Below are 13,254 nucleotides of genomic sequence, written 5' to 3'. Positions count from 1 at the left end.
CCATGACTGAACAACCCAAAGATACCAAAACCGACCTGCTCGACGAACTCGAGTCCATCAAGCACCTGCTTGAGGATGACGACATTCCGTTACTGCAGGAAGTGATCGACGATATCGAAGCCGGCCCCGCCTACAGTGAGCAGAGCCACACCCCACGGCGCAGCCCGGTTACCAAAGCCAGTGGCGAGAATCCTTTTTTGCCCAAGCATATTCGCGAGCGGTTGAAGAGCTATCAGCAGGCAACGTTGCCGTTGGAGGCGGATCTGCCTGCCCCCAAACAGCAGGCCGCACGCACAACGCCGCAGAAAAATCAGGTAAAGATCGACAAAGAGACCCTAATCGATAACGTCATCAAGGCACTTCAGCCGGACATCGAGAAGCAGATAAGACGACAACTTGAGGCACTGGACCCCGAGGACCTTACCCGCTTGCTCCGTCACAAATGATTTTCATATAAACCAACAGATCAAAGATCTTCCGGGTCCACAATCTGGTAGTGAAAAATTTCGTTGCGCATGATATGTCCATCAGCGTTTTTTACCCACACCTGAATCATCAATTGACTCATGTCGGCGTCGATGTGAACGGCGTCAGATACCAGCTCCCCTTCTAGCTGCCCGACCGGAAGGCTCACGAGCTCCTCCGCGCCAGCCATATCGAAGGGGTCCATGTAACTCATACCCAGCTGCACATCGGGCTCCGTACCACTGTAACTGACCACTGCACTGAAGACCTGCTCGCCACCTGGGGGCAACGTGCCGTAGGGGAGCGTCATACCATCGATTTCCGTTACCGGCTCAGGCATCACCTCGGTGACGGTGAGTTCGCCCGCATCACCACCGTAATCATAGTCATCCGAACCCGACCACAGTGGAAAACTGCCAGACTCACGCGTTATGCGGACATCATCTATCAACCATCCGCGAAAACCGTTGTACAACTCATCCACGGTGTAAAACGCAAAGCGTAGGTACACCTCTTTGCCTGCAAGATCATCCAGGGATACCGGTTCTTGCCACAACCACTGTGGTGCCTGATTGTAGCCCCGGTTGGTGAAGGGTATCGGTGCCCGATTGGTCACCGATACCGGATCCGACATCGGATTCAAACGCGCCAAGGTGCGCCAGTTTTCTTCCGATGCGTCGCGATACTCGATCGCCAACAGATCAAAACCGTTTTCGTTCGGGTTGACGGACTCGATCTCCCACCAGGTTCGGAAGCTCAGCGCCAACGGTGCCGACTCATTGCTGAGGTCAATCAGCGGAGATTCAAGCGCGCCAGCATTAGGCTCCATCGACGTACCGCCGTCGAGCGAGTCCAGCGCATAATCGTCGCCACCCACCGGGTTAATCATAAAGTTGCCGCGGCTTAAACCCGGCTCCGAAACGCCGTACCAACACGCCGCCACGGTGGCCGGATCCGGCACATAGCCATCAGAGTGATCATCAGGCGCCAACGTCACCAATTCATGCACCAGCGCCTCATTCCGAATCGCGCGCCCAATGGTGTGACGCTGCCACAACGAGGGTCCCGGTTCACCACCCACCAGCGGGTGCACCAGCGGCCGGGAGACCCAGCGGCCACAAGTCGCGCCGTCAACCACCTGACTAAAATCATCCCCGTAGACAAGTTCGCCCTGATGTAACTGACCTGTTGTCAACTGCTGATTGAAACCACTGAGTGCGCCGCCGCTGCGAATATCCACACCAGTGACCATGAGCGGAGCGTGATCCTCATGCACTATACGTATCTGCGCCTCCGCCAGCGCGGGGACCAGCACCGCCCCAACATTGATAACCAAAACAAACTCACCCTCTGCATTGGTGACCGCTGTGGCAATGGCACCGTTTGAGGCCTCACCTGCCGAGAGCGACACTTCGACTCCCTCGATCGGCCCATTGCTGTTGAACACGATGCCATTCAAAGCAGCCACCATCCCCTCGTCGCCAATAAACTGCAGCTCGTCATCCTCATCCTGAACAACGGGCATCGCCACCGTGACTGCCGGGCTGGCACTTTCGTCCTGGATCTTCAAAGACGTGTGTACGATTTCACCATCGTCCATGTGCAGTTGCACCTGATAGTCTCCTGGCGCAAGACTGCCAACCTCCAGGCCACCGATGCCATCTGTAGGCGTCCCTCCGGTAGATTGAAGTGAGACAGTGCTGTTGGCACCGTTGGCGTCGGACTCAATACTGACACTGAAGCCCGCCAGCGGTTGCCCAATCGCATCAATCAGGGTGACGTGCTCAACAGGCACCGGCTGCGGCGCGTAGTCGCCGCCAACACTTGAGCTTGAACTCGAGCTGGAACCGGTAGGGTTGTCGTCATTAGGCACGTCACTGGAAGACCCGCCGCAAGCGCAGAGTAGAGTGACAGTCAATAGTGAAAAAAGTAGAGCTCGCATAGTATCTCTCCATAGAACCATGCGCCATACAAACCCGGGTGGGCTCGCGCGCGAGACATTGGTTGAGGGAAGGTATTCTTTTATCGCGTTTGGGCTAGCCTGTCTATTAATTTTCGTCGCTTTGTGACCAGGCTCACACGCTTCCTGCCGTCAATTATCCACTGTCACTGGAAATCTCGAAGACGGGACATTCGGCCTCCAGATAGACTATCACCGTTAAAATGGCGCCTAAATTTTGTTGGGCAACAAAATTTGACCCGGAATGTGATAGAAATCACATCCCCCTGGGCTTCCAACGCTGCCATAATCTGCTAATTTATGAGGTGCGTTTGACGGAAAGTACAGTGACGTATTAATCATCTGCATGGAGCAACTATGGACACCTCTCACAAACTCAATCATCTGCTTTTTACCCACGGCGATATTCAGGCTTCCCCGCAACATGATACACAAGCTGCGCGCTTCCCCCAGACCTTTGGACGGTTACGCATTAAAAGGTAGTTCATCGGTGCACAGCGCAGTAAGTGACTACTACCGGATAGACTATCTGAACGGAGGCAGCACTACGGCCTTTAACCGGCTTCGCCTAAACGGCATTCGGCATCCGGATAAAGGCAGCCTTTTGAACAAGCATAGCGTAACCCTGCACGGCAGTGGAAACAACACACACAGGAGTCGCCGTCTGTTCGACCGAGCTGGGGTAAAATTGGTAGCTGTTCGCGCACACGACTATGACATGGTCCATCAAATCTTGGGGCTAAACACTATTAATCCAAGAAAGCTGGTAGGTTCTCTGATTTACGCCAACCATGTAATGAGCGGAAGCGTTGCCCAAAGTCCACATACCATTTTTCAGTCTCATAAGGAATGGAGCGCCAACATGGAGAGCGGCCCAGGAAAAGGGCGAGGAAGAATTCAATCCGCCTTTCACAGACTTGAAAACAGGGCCAACCGCGCCATCAAAACCATAAACAACTACTTGCCATGAACCATACACTAACACTTAAAATTTTACTGGCTGTCATTATGTTTACCTCAATCTTTCGTGCGTTTGCCATGGACCGGGGACCTTCAACGTTTCCGGGCGCCACAAGGTCCGTCGATATCGACGGGAATATTTTCCAATTCTCCATGCCCGAAAACTTCAGTCGAGACATGCCCGCCAATGACATGATCAAGAAAGTCGACACCCACTCACAGGATTTTAGATATTCCGGGCATGCAAAGACAGTCATCCAGCGCTGGTGGGACGTTAAGGAGCGGGGCTTTTTCGGGAAGAACCTTGGCTCACTCATGATGAATATCGCTATCCACAAAGCCCAAGATCACAGTAGCCAGTGGGGCGCTTTCGACACACAGAGTAGATTTGACTACATAATTATGATTGACGAGCACATGACCCGCCACTACGACGATATAAACAAAAATATCAGTCAACAAGAGTCAGAATTCGATAGGCACTCGTATTCGGGCTTTAGTGTATATGGCGATGAGATAAAAACCAGCTTTAATGACAGGTTATCCAACAACCAGCTCTGGACACACTACGGAAGCACCGGGCCAAACGGGTTGTTGACTGCCTACTATTCAATACCTATAAGTCCCGATGCATTTATCGAGGTTCAGTTTTTGCACGCCCCTAACCATGACTCAGGCAGCTGGGAATTCCTGGATAGAGCGAGAAATATAGTCACCGCAGTCGTCGACAGCTTCCATGTCGACTATGCCAAGAAAAATCCCGTAAAGGCTGCGGTAGAAGAGCATTGGCAAGCCAAAGCAATTGCCGATGTCATCGGAGATAACCAAGATAAACTACTGACGCTTTTCGAACAAAGGGCGCTCGATGGAGGGAATCAAGAGAGCCGCCCCCTGGAATCTCCAGAGTAGCGGCGACCCGATTTCTAAATATAGGCGTTGGTGCGGTCGGTGTGGTCAGTCACGTCGCGGATACCCTTGAGCTCGGGCAGTTTATCCAGGAGCGCGGTTTCGACGCCGTTTTTGAGGGTGACTTCCACCGCGCCGCAGCCTTGGCAGCCGCCGCCGAAGCGGAGGATGGCGTACATGTCATCGGTGATTTCCACCAGGCTGACGTTGCCACCGTGGGAGGCGAGGCCGGGGTTCACTTCGTTGAAGAGGATGTAGTTCACCCGATCTTCGAGCGGGCTGTCGTCGTTGACCTGGGGCATTTTGGCATTCGGGGCGCGAATGGTGAGCTGGCCGCCCATGCGGTCGGCGGAATAGTCCACTTTGGCGCCTTCCAGGTAAGGCAGGCTGCGGTGCTCGAACCAGGCGCTAAAGCCATTGAGTTCGACCTTCTCGTCTTCTTCCTTTTCTTCGCCCGGGCGGCAGTACGCAATACAGGTTTCCGCCTGAGGGGTGCCGGGGCTGGCAACGAACATACGGATGCCAATGCCCTCGTTGTCTTTCTGCTTGTCCAGCAAGCCTTTCAAATACTCCTGGGCGGATTCGGTAATCTCTACATTTGCCATAACAGGACCGACAGACCTCATATACCTGATTAAATTACTCAGGTATTTTACGCTATTCCGAACGGGATAAAAACCGGCGGGCGGGGAATAACACAGATTTACCCACTATACAGGCCCAAACCCGGCGCGGGCCAATGCCTCGGCCATATCGGCCAAACCGCTCAATCCCTGAGGGGCAGGCTCACGCTGCGGCAGCACCCGCACCGGCAGGCCCGGGAATCGCTGCGCCATGGCGGGCCCCAGCTCGGCCTCGGGGCGCAGGGCCCGATTGACGAGTAAGGCGGGGATTGATACGCCAGCGGCTACCAGGGTTTGCCGGGCGCGCTCGCCCTCACTGACGCTCAGCCGGTCGTCATTGACCACCAGCACAAAGCCGCACTGCGCCGGGTCCTGCAGGCGCGCTCGGGTGCGTTGAAACAGTGCCTGGCGAGCCTGGAGCAGCGCCCTCGCCTGCTGGCGCGGATCGTCCCGCTCGGGCAGGTTGCCCTTGGGGGCATCCAACTGGTGGGCCAGCAGCGCCTGGGTCCACGCCTGCATGGATTCCGGCAGGGTGAGCAGGTGCAGGGTATGGCCGGTGGGGGCGGTATCGATAATGAGTTGGTCCCAGTCCGCCTGGGCGTCCAGTTGCTGACACAGGGCCTCAAACAGGGCCGATTCCATAGCCCCCGGGTGCTGCCCGGCCAACTCTACCTGGCGCTCGGCTTCGCGCAAAAACTCCGGCGCCGCAAAGCGGCGGATGTTGGCTTTGACCGAGGCAATATAGGCGGCCCGTGCCACCTCCGGATCGAGCTCGCGCACCCAGAAATTGGGCGCCACCTCCAGCGCTTTATCACCGAGGGGAATATCCAGCAGGTCACTGAGTGAATGGGCCGGATCGGTGGAGATCAACAGGGTCTTGCGCCCCGCCTGCGCCAGCCCGAGGGCAGTGGCTGCCGCCAGGGTGGTCTTCCCCACCCCGCCCTTGCCGCCAAAAAAAGTGATGGGTTGCATCGTCATCCTCAACAGCAGCGGAAGCCACACACCGGGCAGTGTTCCATGCCCATGCGTTGGTGCCAGCGGTGCAGATCTTCCACCACAAAAGGGGTCAGTTCAAGGCAGTACCAGGACGCCGGGCTGGGCATACCCAGGCTTTCGCTCAGCACCAGCAGACGGAAGAAATCGTCCTTCCGGCGCTGCTCTAACGCGAGGGTGCGGCGATAGGGCTGTTCGTAAAACTCCCGATACAATCCGCCCCAGTGGCGCAAACGCGCACCCAACCTACTCAGAGCGGACACCTTAGGCACGCTCAAGCTCCTCTCGCCGGGCCTGGCGCAGGCGCAGGGCCGCGGCCGCACCTTCCAGAATCAGCCAGATGTTCAGGCAAAAGATAATGCCGCCCAGGCACAGCAGCATCCAGTTGCCTGCCGCCAGGTACATGGACAGGTTGTAGAGCATGGCCGAGGCGGTCATGGAAGCCACGAACAGGAAAGGGATCAGGGTGTACCGTACCGGCCGGCGCAGGTGCCAGAGCAACAGGGTCACCACCAGCAGGGACAGGCCCGCCATCAACTGGTTGGTGGTGCCAAACAGCGGCCAGAGCATCATGCCCCCTCCGCCGGGGTTATCCGGATCGGCCAGGAAGGCCAGGGCCGCACAGCTGACGAAGGTGACAAAGGTCGCGATATTGACGTTGGTGAGCGCAGGCATGCGGTAGTCCCGGCCGATCTCCGCCAGAATAAACCGCTGCAGGCGCATGGAGGTATCCAGGGTGGTGGCCGCAAAGCAGACCACCATGGTAGACACCAGGGTGCTGCCTACCACCACCGGCAACCCGAGACTGCTCAACAAATTGCCCGCGCCTTGCGCAAAGGCGGCAATACCGCCCGCACTGGCCTGTGCCCAGGTTTCGTAGTGGGCGCCCCACTCCACGGTCGAGGCAAAACCGGCAGACACCGCCAGCAGCGCCGCCAGCGCCAGCAAGCCCTCGCCGGTCGCGCCCAGGTAGCCGACAAAGCGGGCGTCAGGCTCGCGCTCCAACTGACGGGAGCTGGTACCGGAGCTGACCAGGCCGTGAAAACCGGAAATCGCCCCGCAGGCCACGGTCACAAACAGCAGCGGAATCAGGGGTGGCGTTCCGTCCGGGACGTTGGTGTTGATCATGGGCGCGGTAAAGTCCGGCTGGGCCACAAACAGTCCCACATACATCAGCGCCAGACCGATAAACAGCAGGTGCGAATTGATAAAGTCCCGGGGCTGGAGCAATACCCACACTGGCAGGCGCGAGGCGATGGCGCCATAGCCGAGCATGATCAACACCCACCAGGCGCTGTCAGGTACCCCGGCGATCTCCTGGGGCAGACTCAGGGGCACGCTGGCGCCGACAAAAATCAGACTCACCAGCAGGGCCAGGCCAATCAGACAGGGAATCAACAGCCCGATGCGGGTACGAAAGGCCAGGAAACCGATGGTGATGGCAATGGGAATCTGCAACCAGTAGGGCAAGAGGCTGCCGGGAAAATTGACGAACAGCGTCGCGATGGCGACGGCAAAAACGGCGTTGACCATCAGCAGCAGAAAGAAAATCAACAGCAGAAACAGACTTTTGGCACGCGGACCCAACACCTCGGTGGCGATGCTGCCGATGGAGCGAGCCTTGTGACGGATCGAGGCCCAGAGGGTACTGAAGTCGTGCATCCCGGCGATAAACACCGTGCCCACGAGAATCCAGATCAACGCCGGCAACCAGCCCCAGATCACCGCAATGGCCGGACCGATAATGGGCGCTGCGCCCGCCACCGACGAGAAGTGGTGGCCCAACAGCACAAAGCGGTTGGTGGGCACAAAATCCAGGCCGTCGTTAAACTCGTGGGCGGGGGTTCTGGCATCCGGGTCCAGGCGAAACAGGTGGGCGGCGAGAAAGCGCGAATAGAAGCGCCAGCCCAGATAGAACACCACAAAGCCCCCCAGGGCGACCAGCATCGGGTACATAATCGTCTCTTATTGTCGGCGTGTTTTGACTTGATCTGTGAAAACGGCCGCTATTTTGGCAGTTTTCCCGCGCAGACAAAAGCGCCCGGGACCGCGCCGGACCCACCTCTACCCCTTTTCTGGTACAATCGGCGCCCGTTTCGACCGTGATTTAGCCACAGGATACCCATGAGTAACGATCGCCAATCCCGCCTCGCGGCCCTCCATCAATCCCTGAAAGAACGCATCCTGATTCTGGATGGCGGTACCGGCACCATGATCCAGAGCTACAAGCTCAAGGAAGCCGAGTATCGGGGCCAGCGCTTTGCCGACTACCACATGGATATCGCGGGCAATAACGACCTGCTCAACATCACCCAGCCGGACATCATCCGCGAGATCCAGCGCGGCTATCTGGATGCGGGTGCGGACATCATCGAAACCAACACCTTTAATACCACGCGCCTGTCCATGGCCGATTACGACATGGAAGATCTGGTGCCCGAGCTCAACCGGGTGGCCGCGCAACTGACCCGCGAGCTGTGCGACGAGGTCACGGCCGAGAATCCGGACAAGCCCCGCTACGTCGCGGGCGTCCTTGGCCCTACCAGCCGCACCGCCTCCATCTCACCTGATGTGAACGACCCGGGCGCGCGCAACGTCACCTTTGACCAACTGGTGGAAAACTACACCGAAGCGGTCGCCGCACTGGTGGAAGGCGGCTCCGACCTGATCCTGATCGAAACCGTGTTCGACACCCTCAACGCCAAGGCAGCGGTGTTTGCGGTGCAGCAGTATTTTGATCAGGTGGGTTTTGAATTGCCGATCATGATCTCGGGCACGATTACCGATGCCTCCGGCCGGACCCTGTCCGGCCAGACCACCGAAGCCTTTTACAATGCCCTGGCTCATGCCCGCCCGTTGAGCATGGGCCTGAACTGCGCACTGGGGGCCGAAGAGCTGCGCCCCTATGTGCAGGAACTGTCGCGCATTGCCGATTGCTATGTGTCGGCGCACCCCAACGCCGGCCTGCCCAACGAGTTTGGCGAATACGATCAGACCCCGGAAGAGATGGCGGAGATCGTCGAGGAGTTTGCCAAAAGCGGCTTCCTGAACATCATCGGCGGCTGCTGCGGCACCGCGCCCGAGCACATCAAAGCCATTGCCGACGCGGTCAGTAAATACCCCCCGCGCCCGCTGCCGGAGATCGAACCGGCCTGCCGCCTGTCCGGCCTGGAACCCTTCAACATCACCAAAGACTCGCTCTTTGTGAACGTGGGCGAGCGCTGTAACGTCACCGGCTCGGCGCGTTTCAAGCGCCTGATTATCGAAGAGGACTACACCACCGCCCTGGAAGTGGCGCTGGAACAGGTGGAGAACGGCGCGCAGGTTATTGACATCAACATGGACGAAGCCATGCTCGACTCCGAGCAGGCCATGGTGCGCTTTCTGACCTTGATTGCGGGCGAGCCGGACATTGCCCGGGTGCCGATCATGGTGGACTCCTCCAAGTGGGAAGTGATTGAGTCGGGCCTGAAATGCATTCAGGGCAAACCCATCGTCAACTCCATCAGCCTGAAAGAAGGCGAAGCCGAGTTTATCGAGCGGGCACGTCTGTGCATGCGCTACGGCGCCGCCGTGGTGGTGATGGCCTTTGACGAAGACGGTCAGGCCGACACCGCTGCACGCAAGCGGGAAATCTGCGAGCGTTCCTACCGGGTGCTGGTGGACAAGGTGGGCTTCCCGCCCCAGGACATCATTTTTGACCCGAACATCTTTGCCGTCGCCACCGGCATCGACGAGCACAACAACTACGCCGTGGACTTTATCGAGGCCACCCGCTGGATTCGCCAGAACCTGCCCCACGCCGGGGTGAGCGGCGGCGTATCCAACGTGTCCTTTTCCTTCCGGGGCAACAACCCGGTGCGCGAAGCCATTCACTCGGTGTTTTTGTACTACGCCATTAAAGCCGGGCTGAACATGGGCATTGTCAACGCCGGGCAACTGGCGGTATACGACGACCTGCCCGCGGAACTGAAAGACAAGGTCGAGGATGTGATCCTCAACCGCAACGACAATGCCACCGAAGCGCTGCTGGATATCGCGGAAAAATACAAGGGCGATGGCAGCACCGGCGAGAAAAAGGAAGACCTGGCCTGGCGTGCCCTGCCGGTGAATAAGCGTATCGAACACGCGCTGATTAAAGGCATTACCGCGTTTATCATCGAAGACACCGAAGAATCCCGCCAGCAGGCGAGCAAACCTCTGGACGTGATCGAGGGCCCGCTCATGGACGGCATGAACGTGGTCGGCGATCTGTTTGGCGACGGCAAAATGTTCCTGCCCCAGGTGGTCAAGTCGGCGCGTGTCATGAAGCAGGCGGTTGCCTACCTGCAACCCTACATCGAAGCGGAAAAAACCGAAGCCAGCAAGCCCAACGGCAAAATTCTGATGGCCACGGTGAAGGGCGATGTCCACGACATCGGCAAGAACATCGTCGGCGTGGTGTTGCAGTGCAACAACTACGACGTGGTGGACCTGGGTGTGATGGTGCCCACCGAAAAAATCATCGATGTGGCCGTCAAAGAGAACTGCGACATTATCGGCCTGTCCGGCCTGATCACCCCGTCCCTGGACGAAATGGTGGGCGTCGCCCGGGAGCTGGAGCGCCGGGGCATCAGCAAACCGGTGATGATCGGTGGCGCCACCACCTCCAAGGCGCACACCGCCGTGAAAATCGAGCCGGCTTACACCCTCAATCAGGTGGTGTATGTGGCCGACGCCTCGCGTTCGGTCAGTGTCGCCAGCAACCTGCTGTCCGACGACCACCGGGACAAGTTTGTCGCCGAACTGAAAACCGAATACGAAGCCGTGCGCGTGCGCAACGCCAACCGCAAACCGCGCGGCACCCTGCGCACCTACCCGGACGCCATCGCCCACGGCCCGCAACTGGACTGGGACAACTACACCCCGCCCAAACCGGCGTTTACCGGTGTGCGCGTGTTTGAAGACTACCCACTGGACGACCTGATCGACTTTATCGACTGGACGCCCTTCTTTATCTCCTGGGACTTGGCGGGCAAGTACCCCAAGATTCTCGATGATGAAATCGTGGGCGAAGCGGCGCGCAGTCTGTTCAGCGACGCCCAGGCGATGTTGCGCAAACTCATCGACGAAAAACTGATCAGCGCCAACGGCGTGATCGGCTTCTGGCCGGCCAACACCGTCAACCACGACGACATCGCCGTGTACAACGACAAGGGCGAACAGATCAGCACCCTGCACCACCTGCGCCAACAACAGCAGAAAGCGGGCAACAAGAAACCCAACTTCTCACTGGCGGACTTTGTCGCCCCCAAAGACAGCGGCAAACAGGACTATATCGGCGGCTTTGCCGTGACGGCGGGTATCGGGGCTGAAGAACTGGCCAAGCAATACGAGAAGGCCGGCGACGACTACAACAGCATCATGGTCAAGGCTCTGGCCGACCGCCTGGCGGAAGCCTTCGCCGAACATATGCACCTGCGCGTGCGCAAGGAATTCTGGGGCTACCAGCCCGACGAACACCTGAGCAACGACGAGTTGATCAAGGAAAAGTACACCGGCATTCGCCCTGCCCCCGGCTATCCGGCGTGTCCGGATCACACGGAAAAAGGCAGCCTGTTCAAACTGCTCGACGCCGAAAAGAACACCGGCCTGGAACTGACTGAAAGCTACGCCATGTACCCTACCGCTGCGGTGTCCGGCTGGTACTTCTCCCACCCGGAGTCCGATTACTTTGCCATCGGCAAGATCGAAAAAGACCAGGTCCAAAGCCTGGCCGAGCGCAAGGGCGTGAGCGTGACGGAGATCGAGCGCTGGCTGAGTCCGGTGCTGGGGTATGAGCCTGGGGCTAAGTAATAACAGGGCGAGCCGCTAACAGACAACCTGACGCTGAACGCGGACTGGCACAGTGCCGGCCAGGCTCTATACTGTAGAGTCCGAACCACCCGTATCAGCGAGGTATCAGGATGCGTATCACCGCAATCACACTTTGTGGCGCTCTGGTCAGCCTGCTTCTGTGGGTTTCCAGCGCGAGCGCCCACCACGGCTGGGCCTGGGCAGAGGATGAGCAGGTCGAAATGACAGGCACTATCACGGAGGTTTTTATTGGTCCGCCTCACCCGCGTCTGATGATCGACACCGATGAGGGCCCTTGGCAGGTGGATTTGGGCAATCCGCGCCAGACTCGGGAAGCCGGCTTTGTTGAGGGCGAAGCAGAGGTTGGTGATGAGGTTCTGATCCGCGGACATCGATCCGCAGACAGCGACGAGAACATCATCAAAGCAGTACGCGCCACCATCAACGGCAAGCACTACACCTTCTATCCGGGTCTGCTGCAGGAGGATTGAGGACCGATGCTGGAAGGGCTGTTACTGAGTCTGGGTGATACCACCTTGGCGTCAGCGCTTCGCCAGTCATCCATCGCCTACCCGCTAGTCAGCTCGGCCCATATTTTCGGTATCGGCTTACTCGCGGGTGGCATCGTCATCCTGGACCTGCGACTGTTAGGCGCAATCCGGCGCGGCAGTTTGAGCGAGCTGGCGCCCCTGATGAGCCTGGTGGCTGCAGTCGGTCTGGCACTGGCCATTGTCACGGGTACTCTGCTGTTCAGCGTGCAGCCCGCGCACTATCTCGACAACAGCGCATTCCTACTGAAACAGCTTCTGATCAGCCTTGGCTTACTGAACACGCTGCTCGTTCACCGGCTTCCACAGTGGCGTGCCGTATTGGCCGGCCAGCCTGCTGCTCCCCTACTGAAACTGACCGCCGTCCTGTCACTTGTGCTATGGCTCGCTGTTCTCCTTGCGGGCCGTTGGATTGCGTTTGTTTGAATTGATCCCCGAACGTGACACGGGGCAACCGTGCACCCTGCCTTCCTTAGGATTCCGTAGAAGCATCGCCGGAGAACTGGGCAAACACCTGCGCCTCGGTCAAGTTCTTGGTGGTATTGGCAAAGCTGTAGTATGGGGGTTTGTTGTCAATAAAGACCTGATCGGCAAACTCCCACGGCTGACCGTCGTCAAAAACGCCAACGGGAATGGCGTAGAAGGGCTGCCCCTTCAACCGGTAGAACAGGTGCGTGCCGCAGTTTTTGCAAAAGCCGCGCTCGGCCCACTCAGAGGAGGCGTAGGTGGCAATATGTGATTCGCCGTCAAAGCTGACCCTGTCTTCGCATTCCGCCGCCAGGAGAGGCCCCCCGCCCCACTTCCGGCATTGACTGCAATGGCAGGCGCCGAAATGGCTATTCTTCGGTTCCGCCGTTATCCGAACTGATCCGCACAGGCACTGCCCAGTGCGTGGCTGCTCACTACTCATGGTTTGCCTCCTGTAATCATTCAGGTGATCGTCAACTGAATAAGATAGCGCAAT

11 protein-coding genes are annotated in these 13,254 nt (G+C 58.2%); 5 read left to right on the top strand and 6 right to left on the bottom strand.

The annotated features are described in order from the left end of the window. Nucleotides 1-2 precede the first annotated feature (2 nt). The gene (locus DKW72_RS02205) at nt 3-446 is read left to right on the top strand and encodes a hypothetical protein (protein ID WP_111640667.1); all 444 of its coding nucleotides are present in this window, start codon (nt 3-5) and stop codon (nt 444-446) included. A 20-nt stretch (nt 447-466) separates the two neighbouring features. On the opposite strand, the gene DKW72_RS02200 is transcribed toward DKW72_RS02205, so the two are convergent. Continuing rightward, nucleotides 467-2,407, bottom strand: coding sequence for a carboxypeptidase-like regulatory domain-containing protein (locus tag DKW72_RS02200; protein ID WP_157960370.1), 1,941 nt, complete (start codon nt 2,405-2,407; stop codon nt 467-469). Nucleotides 2,408-3,391: 984 nt separating this feature from the next. Here DKW72_RS02200 and DKW72_RS02195 point away from each other — a divergent pair. Then, a complete protein-coding gene (locus DKW72_RS02195; RefSeq protein ID WP_157960368.1) occupies nt 3,392-4,294 on the top strand; it encodes a hypothetical protein in 903 nt (300 codons plus the stop codon). Nucleotides 4,295-4,308: 14 nt separating this feature from the next. Here DKW72_RS02195 and nfuA read toward each other — a convergent pair whose 3' ends face one another. From nfuA to DKW72_RS02175, 4 genes are all read right to left on the bottom strand, one after another. Then, nucleotides 4,309-4,896 (bottom strand): Fe-S biogenesis protein NfuA, encoded by a 588-nt coding sequence (gene nfuA / locus DKW72_RS02190; RefSeq protein WP_111640664.1) that lies wholly within the window; start codon nt 4,894-4,896, stop codon nt 4,309-4,311. Between the two features lie 105 nt (nt 4,897-5,001). After that, complete coding sequence (locus tag DKW72_RS02185; protein ID WP_157960367.1) at nt 5,002-5,886, bottom strand: ArsA family ATPase; 885 nt, start codon at nt 5,884-5,886, stop codon at nt 5,002-5,004. An 8-nt stretch (nt 5,887-5,894) separates the two neighbouring features. After that, nucleotides 5,895-6,179 (bottom strand): cory-CC-star protein, encoded by a 285-nt coding sequence (locus DKW72_RS02180; RefSeq protein WP_198411186.1) that lies wholly within the window; start codon nt 6,177-6,179, stop codon nt 5,895-5,897. Beyond that, nucleotides 6,172-7,863: a carbon starvation CstA family protein gene (locus tag DKW72_RS02175; protein ID WP_111640661.1), complete on the bottom strand. Its 1,692-nt coding sequence runs from the start codon at nt 7,861-7,863 to the stop codon at nt 6,172-6,174. The genes DKW72_RS02180 and DKW72_RS02175 overlap by 8 nt, the downstream gene beginning before the upstream one ends. Nucleotides 7,864-8,031: 168 nt before the next feature. Between DKW72_RS02175 and metH the strand changes: the two genes are divergently transcribed. The 3 genes from metH to DKW72_RS02160 all read left to right on the top strand — a co-directional run bounded on the left by metH (nt 8,032) and on the right by DKW72_RS02160 (nt 12,716). Continuing rightward, complete coding sequence (gene metH, locus DKW72_RS02170; RefSeq protein WP_111640660.1) at nt 8,032-11,742, top strand: methionine synthase; 3,711 nt, start codon at nt 8,032-8,034, stop codon at nt 11,740-11,742. A gap of 110 nt (nt 11,743-11,852) precedes the next feature. Next, nucleotides 11,853-12,233, top strand: a complete 381-nt coding sequence (locus DKW72_RS02165; RefSeq protein WP_198411185.1) for a DUF6152 family protein — start codon at nt 11,853-11,855, stop codon at nt 12,231-12,233. A 6-nt stretch (nt 12,234-12,239) separates the two neighbouring features. Next, on the top strand, nt 12,240-12,716 hold the full coding sequence (locus DKW72_RS02160) for a DUF6644 family protein (RefSeq protein ID WP_111640658.1): 477 nt from the start codon (nt 12,240-12,242) through the stop codon (nt 12,714-12,716). A gap of 46 nt (nt 12,717-12,762) precedes the next feature. Here DKW72_RS02160 and DKW72_RS02155 read toward each other — a convergent pair whose 3' ends face one another. Further along, nucleotides 12,763-13,200 carry a GFA family protein gene (locus DKW72_RS02155; protein ID WP_111640657.1) on the bottom strand — a complete coding sequence of 146 codons (438 nt, stop codon included), beginning with the start codon at nt 13,198-13,200 and terminating at the stop codon, nt 12,763-12,765. Nucleotides 13,201-13,254: the final 54 nt, after the last annotated feature.

Origin of the sequence: Marinimicrobium alkaliphilum (assembly GCF_003259155.1) — a bacterium.
Classification (GTDB): domain Bacteria; phylum Pseudomonadota; class Gammaproteobacteria; order Pseudomonadales; family Cellvibrionaceae; genus Marinimicrobium_A; species Marinimicrobium_A alkaliphilum.
Note: the sequence above shows the minus strand (reverse complement) of the source record. Positions and strands in the feature narration are given on the sequence as shown.

Coding starts and splice junctions, on each gene's coding strand:
- metH (WP_111640660.1), top strand. CDS start 8,032: ATGAGTAACGATCGCCAATCCCGCCTCGCGGCCCTCCATCAATCCCTG.
- DKW72_RS02195 (WP_157960368.1), top strand. CDS start 3,392: ATGAACCATACACTAACACTTAAAATTTTACTGGCTGTCATTATGTTT.
- DKW72_RS02200 (WP_157960370.1), bottom strand. CDS start 2,407: ATGCGAGCTCTACTTTTTTCACTATTGACTGTCACTCTACTCTGCGCT.
- DKW72_RS02165 (WP_198411185.1), top strand. CDS start 11,853: ATGCGTATCACCGCAATCACACTTTGTGGCGCTCTGGTCAGCCTGCTT.
- DKW72_RS02160 (WP_111640658.1), top strand. CDS start 12,240: ATGCTGGAAGGGCTGTTACTGAGTCTGGGTGATACCACCTTGGCGTCA.
- DKW72_RS02205 (WP_111640667.1), top strand. CDS start 3: ATGACTGAACAACCCAAAGATACCAAAACCGACCTGCTCGACGAACTC.
- DKW72_RS02155 (WP_111640657.1), bottom strand. CDS start 13,200: ATGAGTAGTGAGCAGCCACGCACTGGGCAGTGCCTGTGCGGATCAGTT.
- DKW72_RS02175 (WP_111640661.1), bottom strand. CDS start 7,863: ATGTACCCGATGCTGGTCGCCCTGGGGGGCTTTGTGGTGTTCTATCTG.
- nfuA (WP_111640664.1), bottom strand. CDS start 4,896: ATGGCAAATGTAGAGATTACCGAATCCGCCCAGGAGTATTTGAAAGGC.
- DKW72_RS02185 (WP_157960367.1), bottom strand. CDS start 5,886: ATGCAACCCATCACTTTTTTTGGCGGCAAGGGCGGGGTGGGGAAGACC.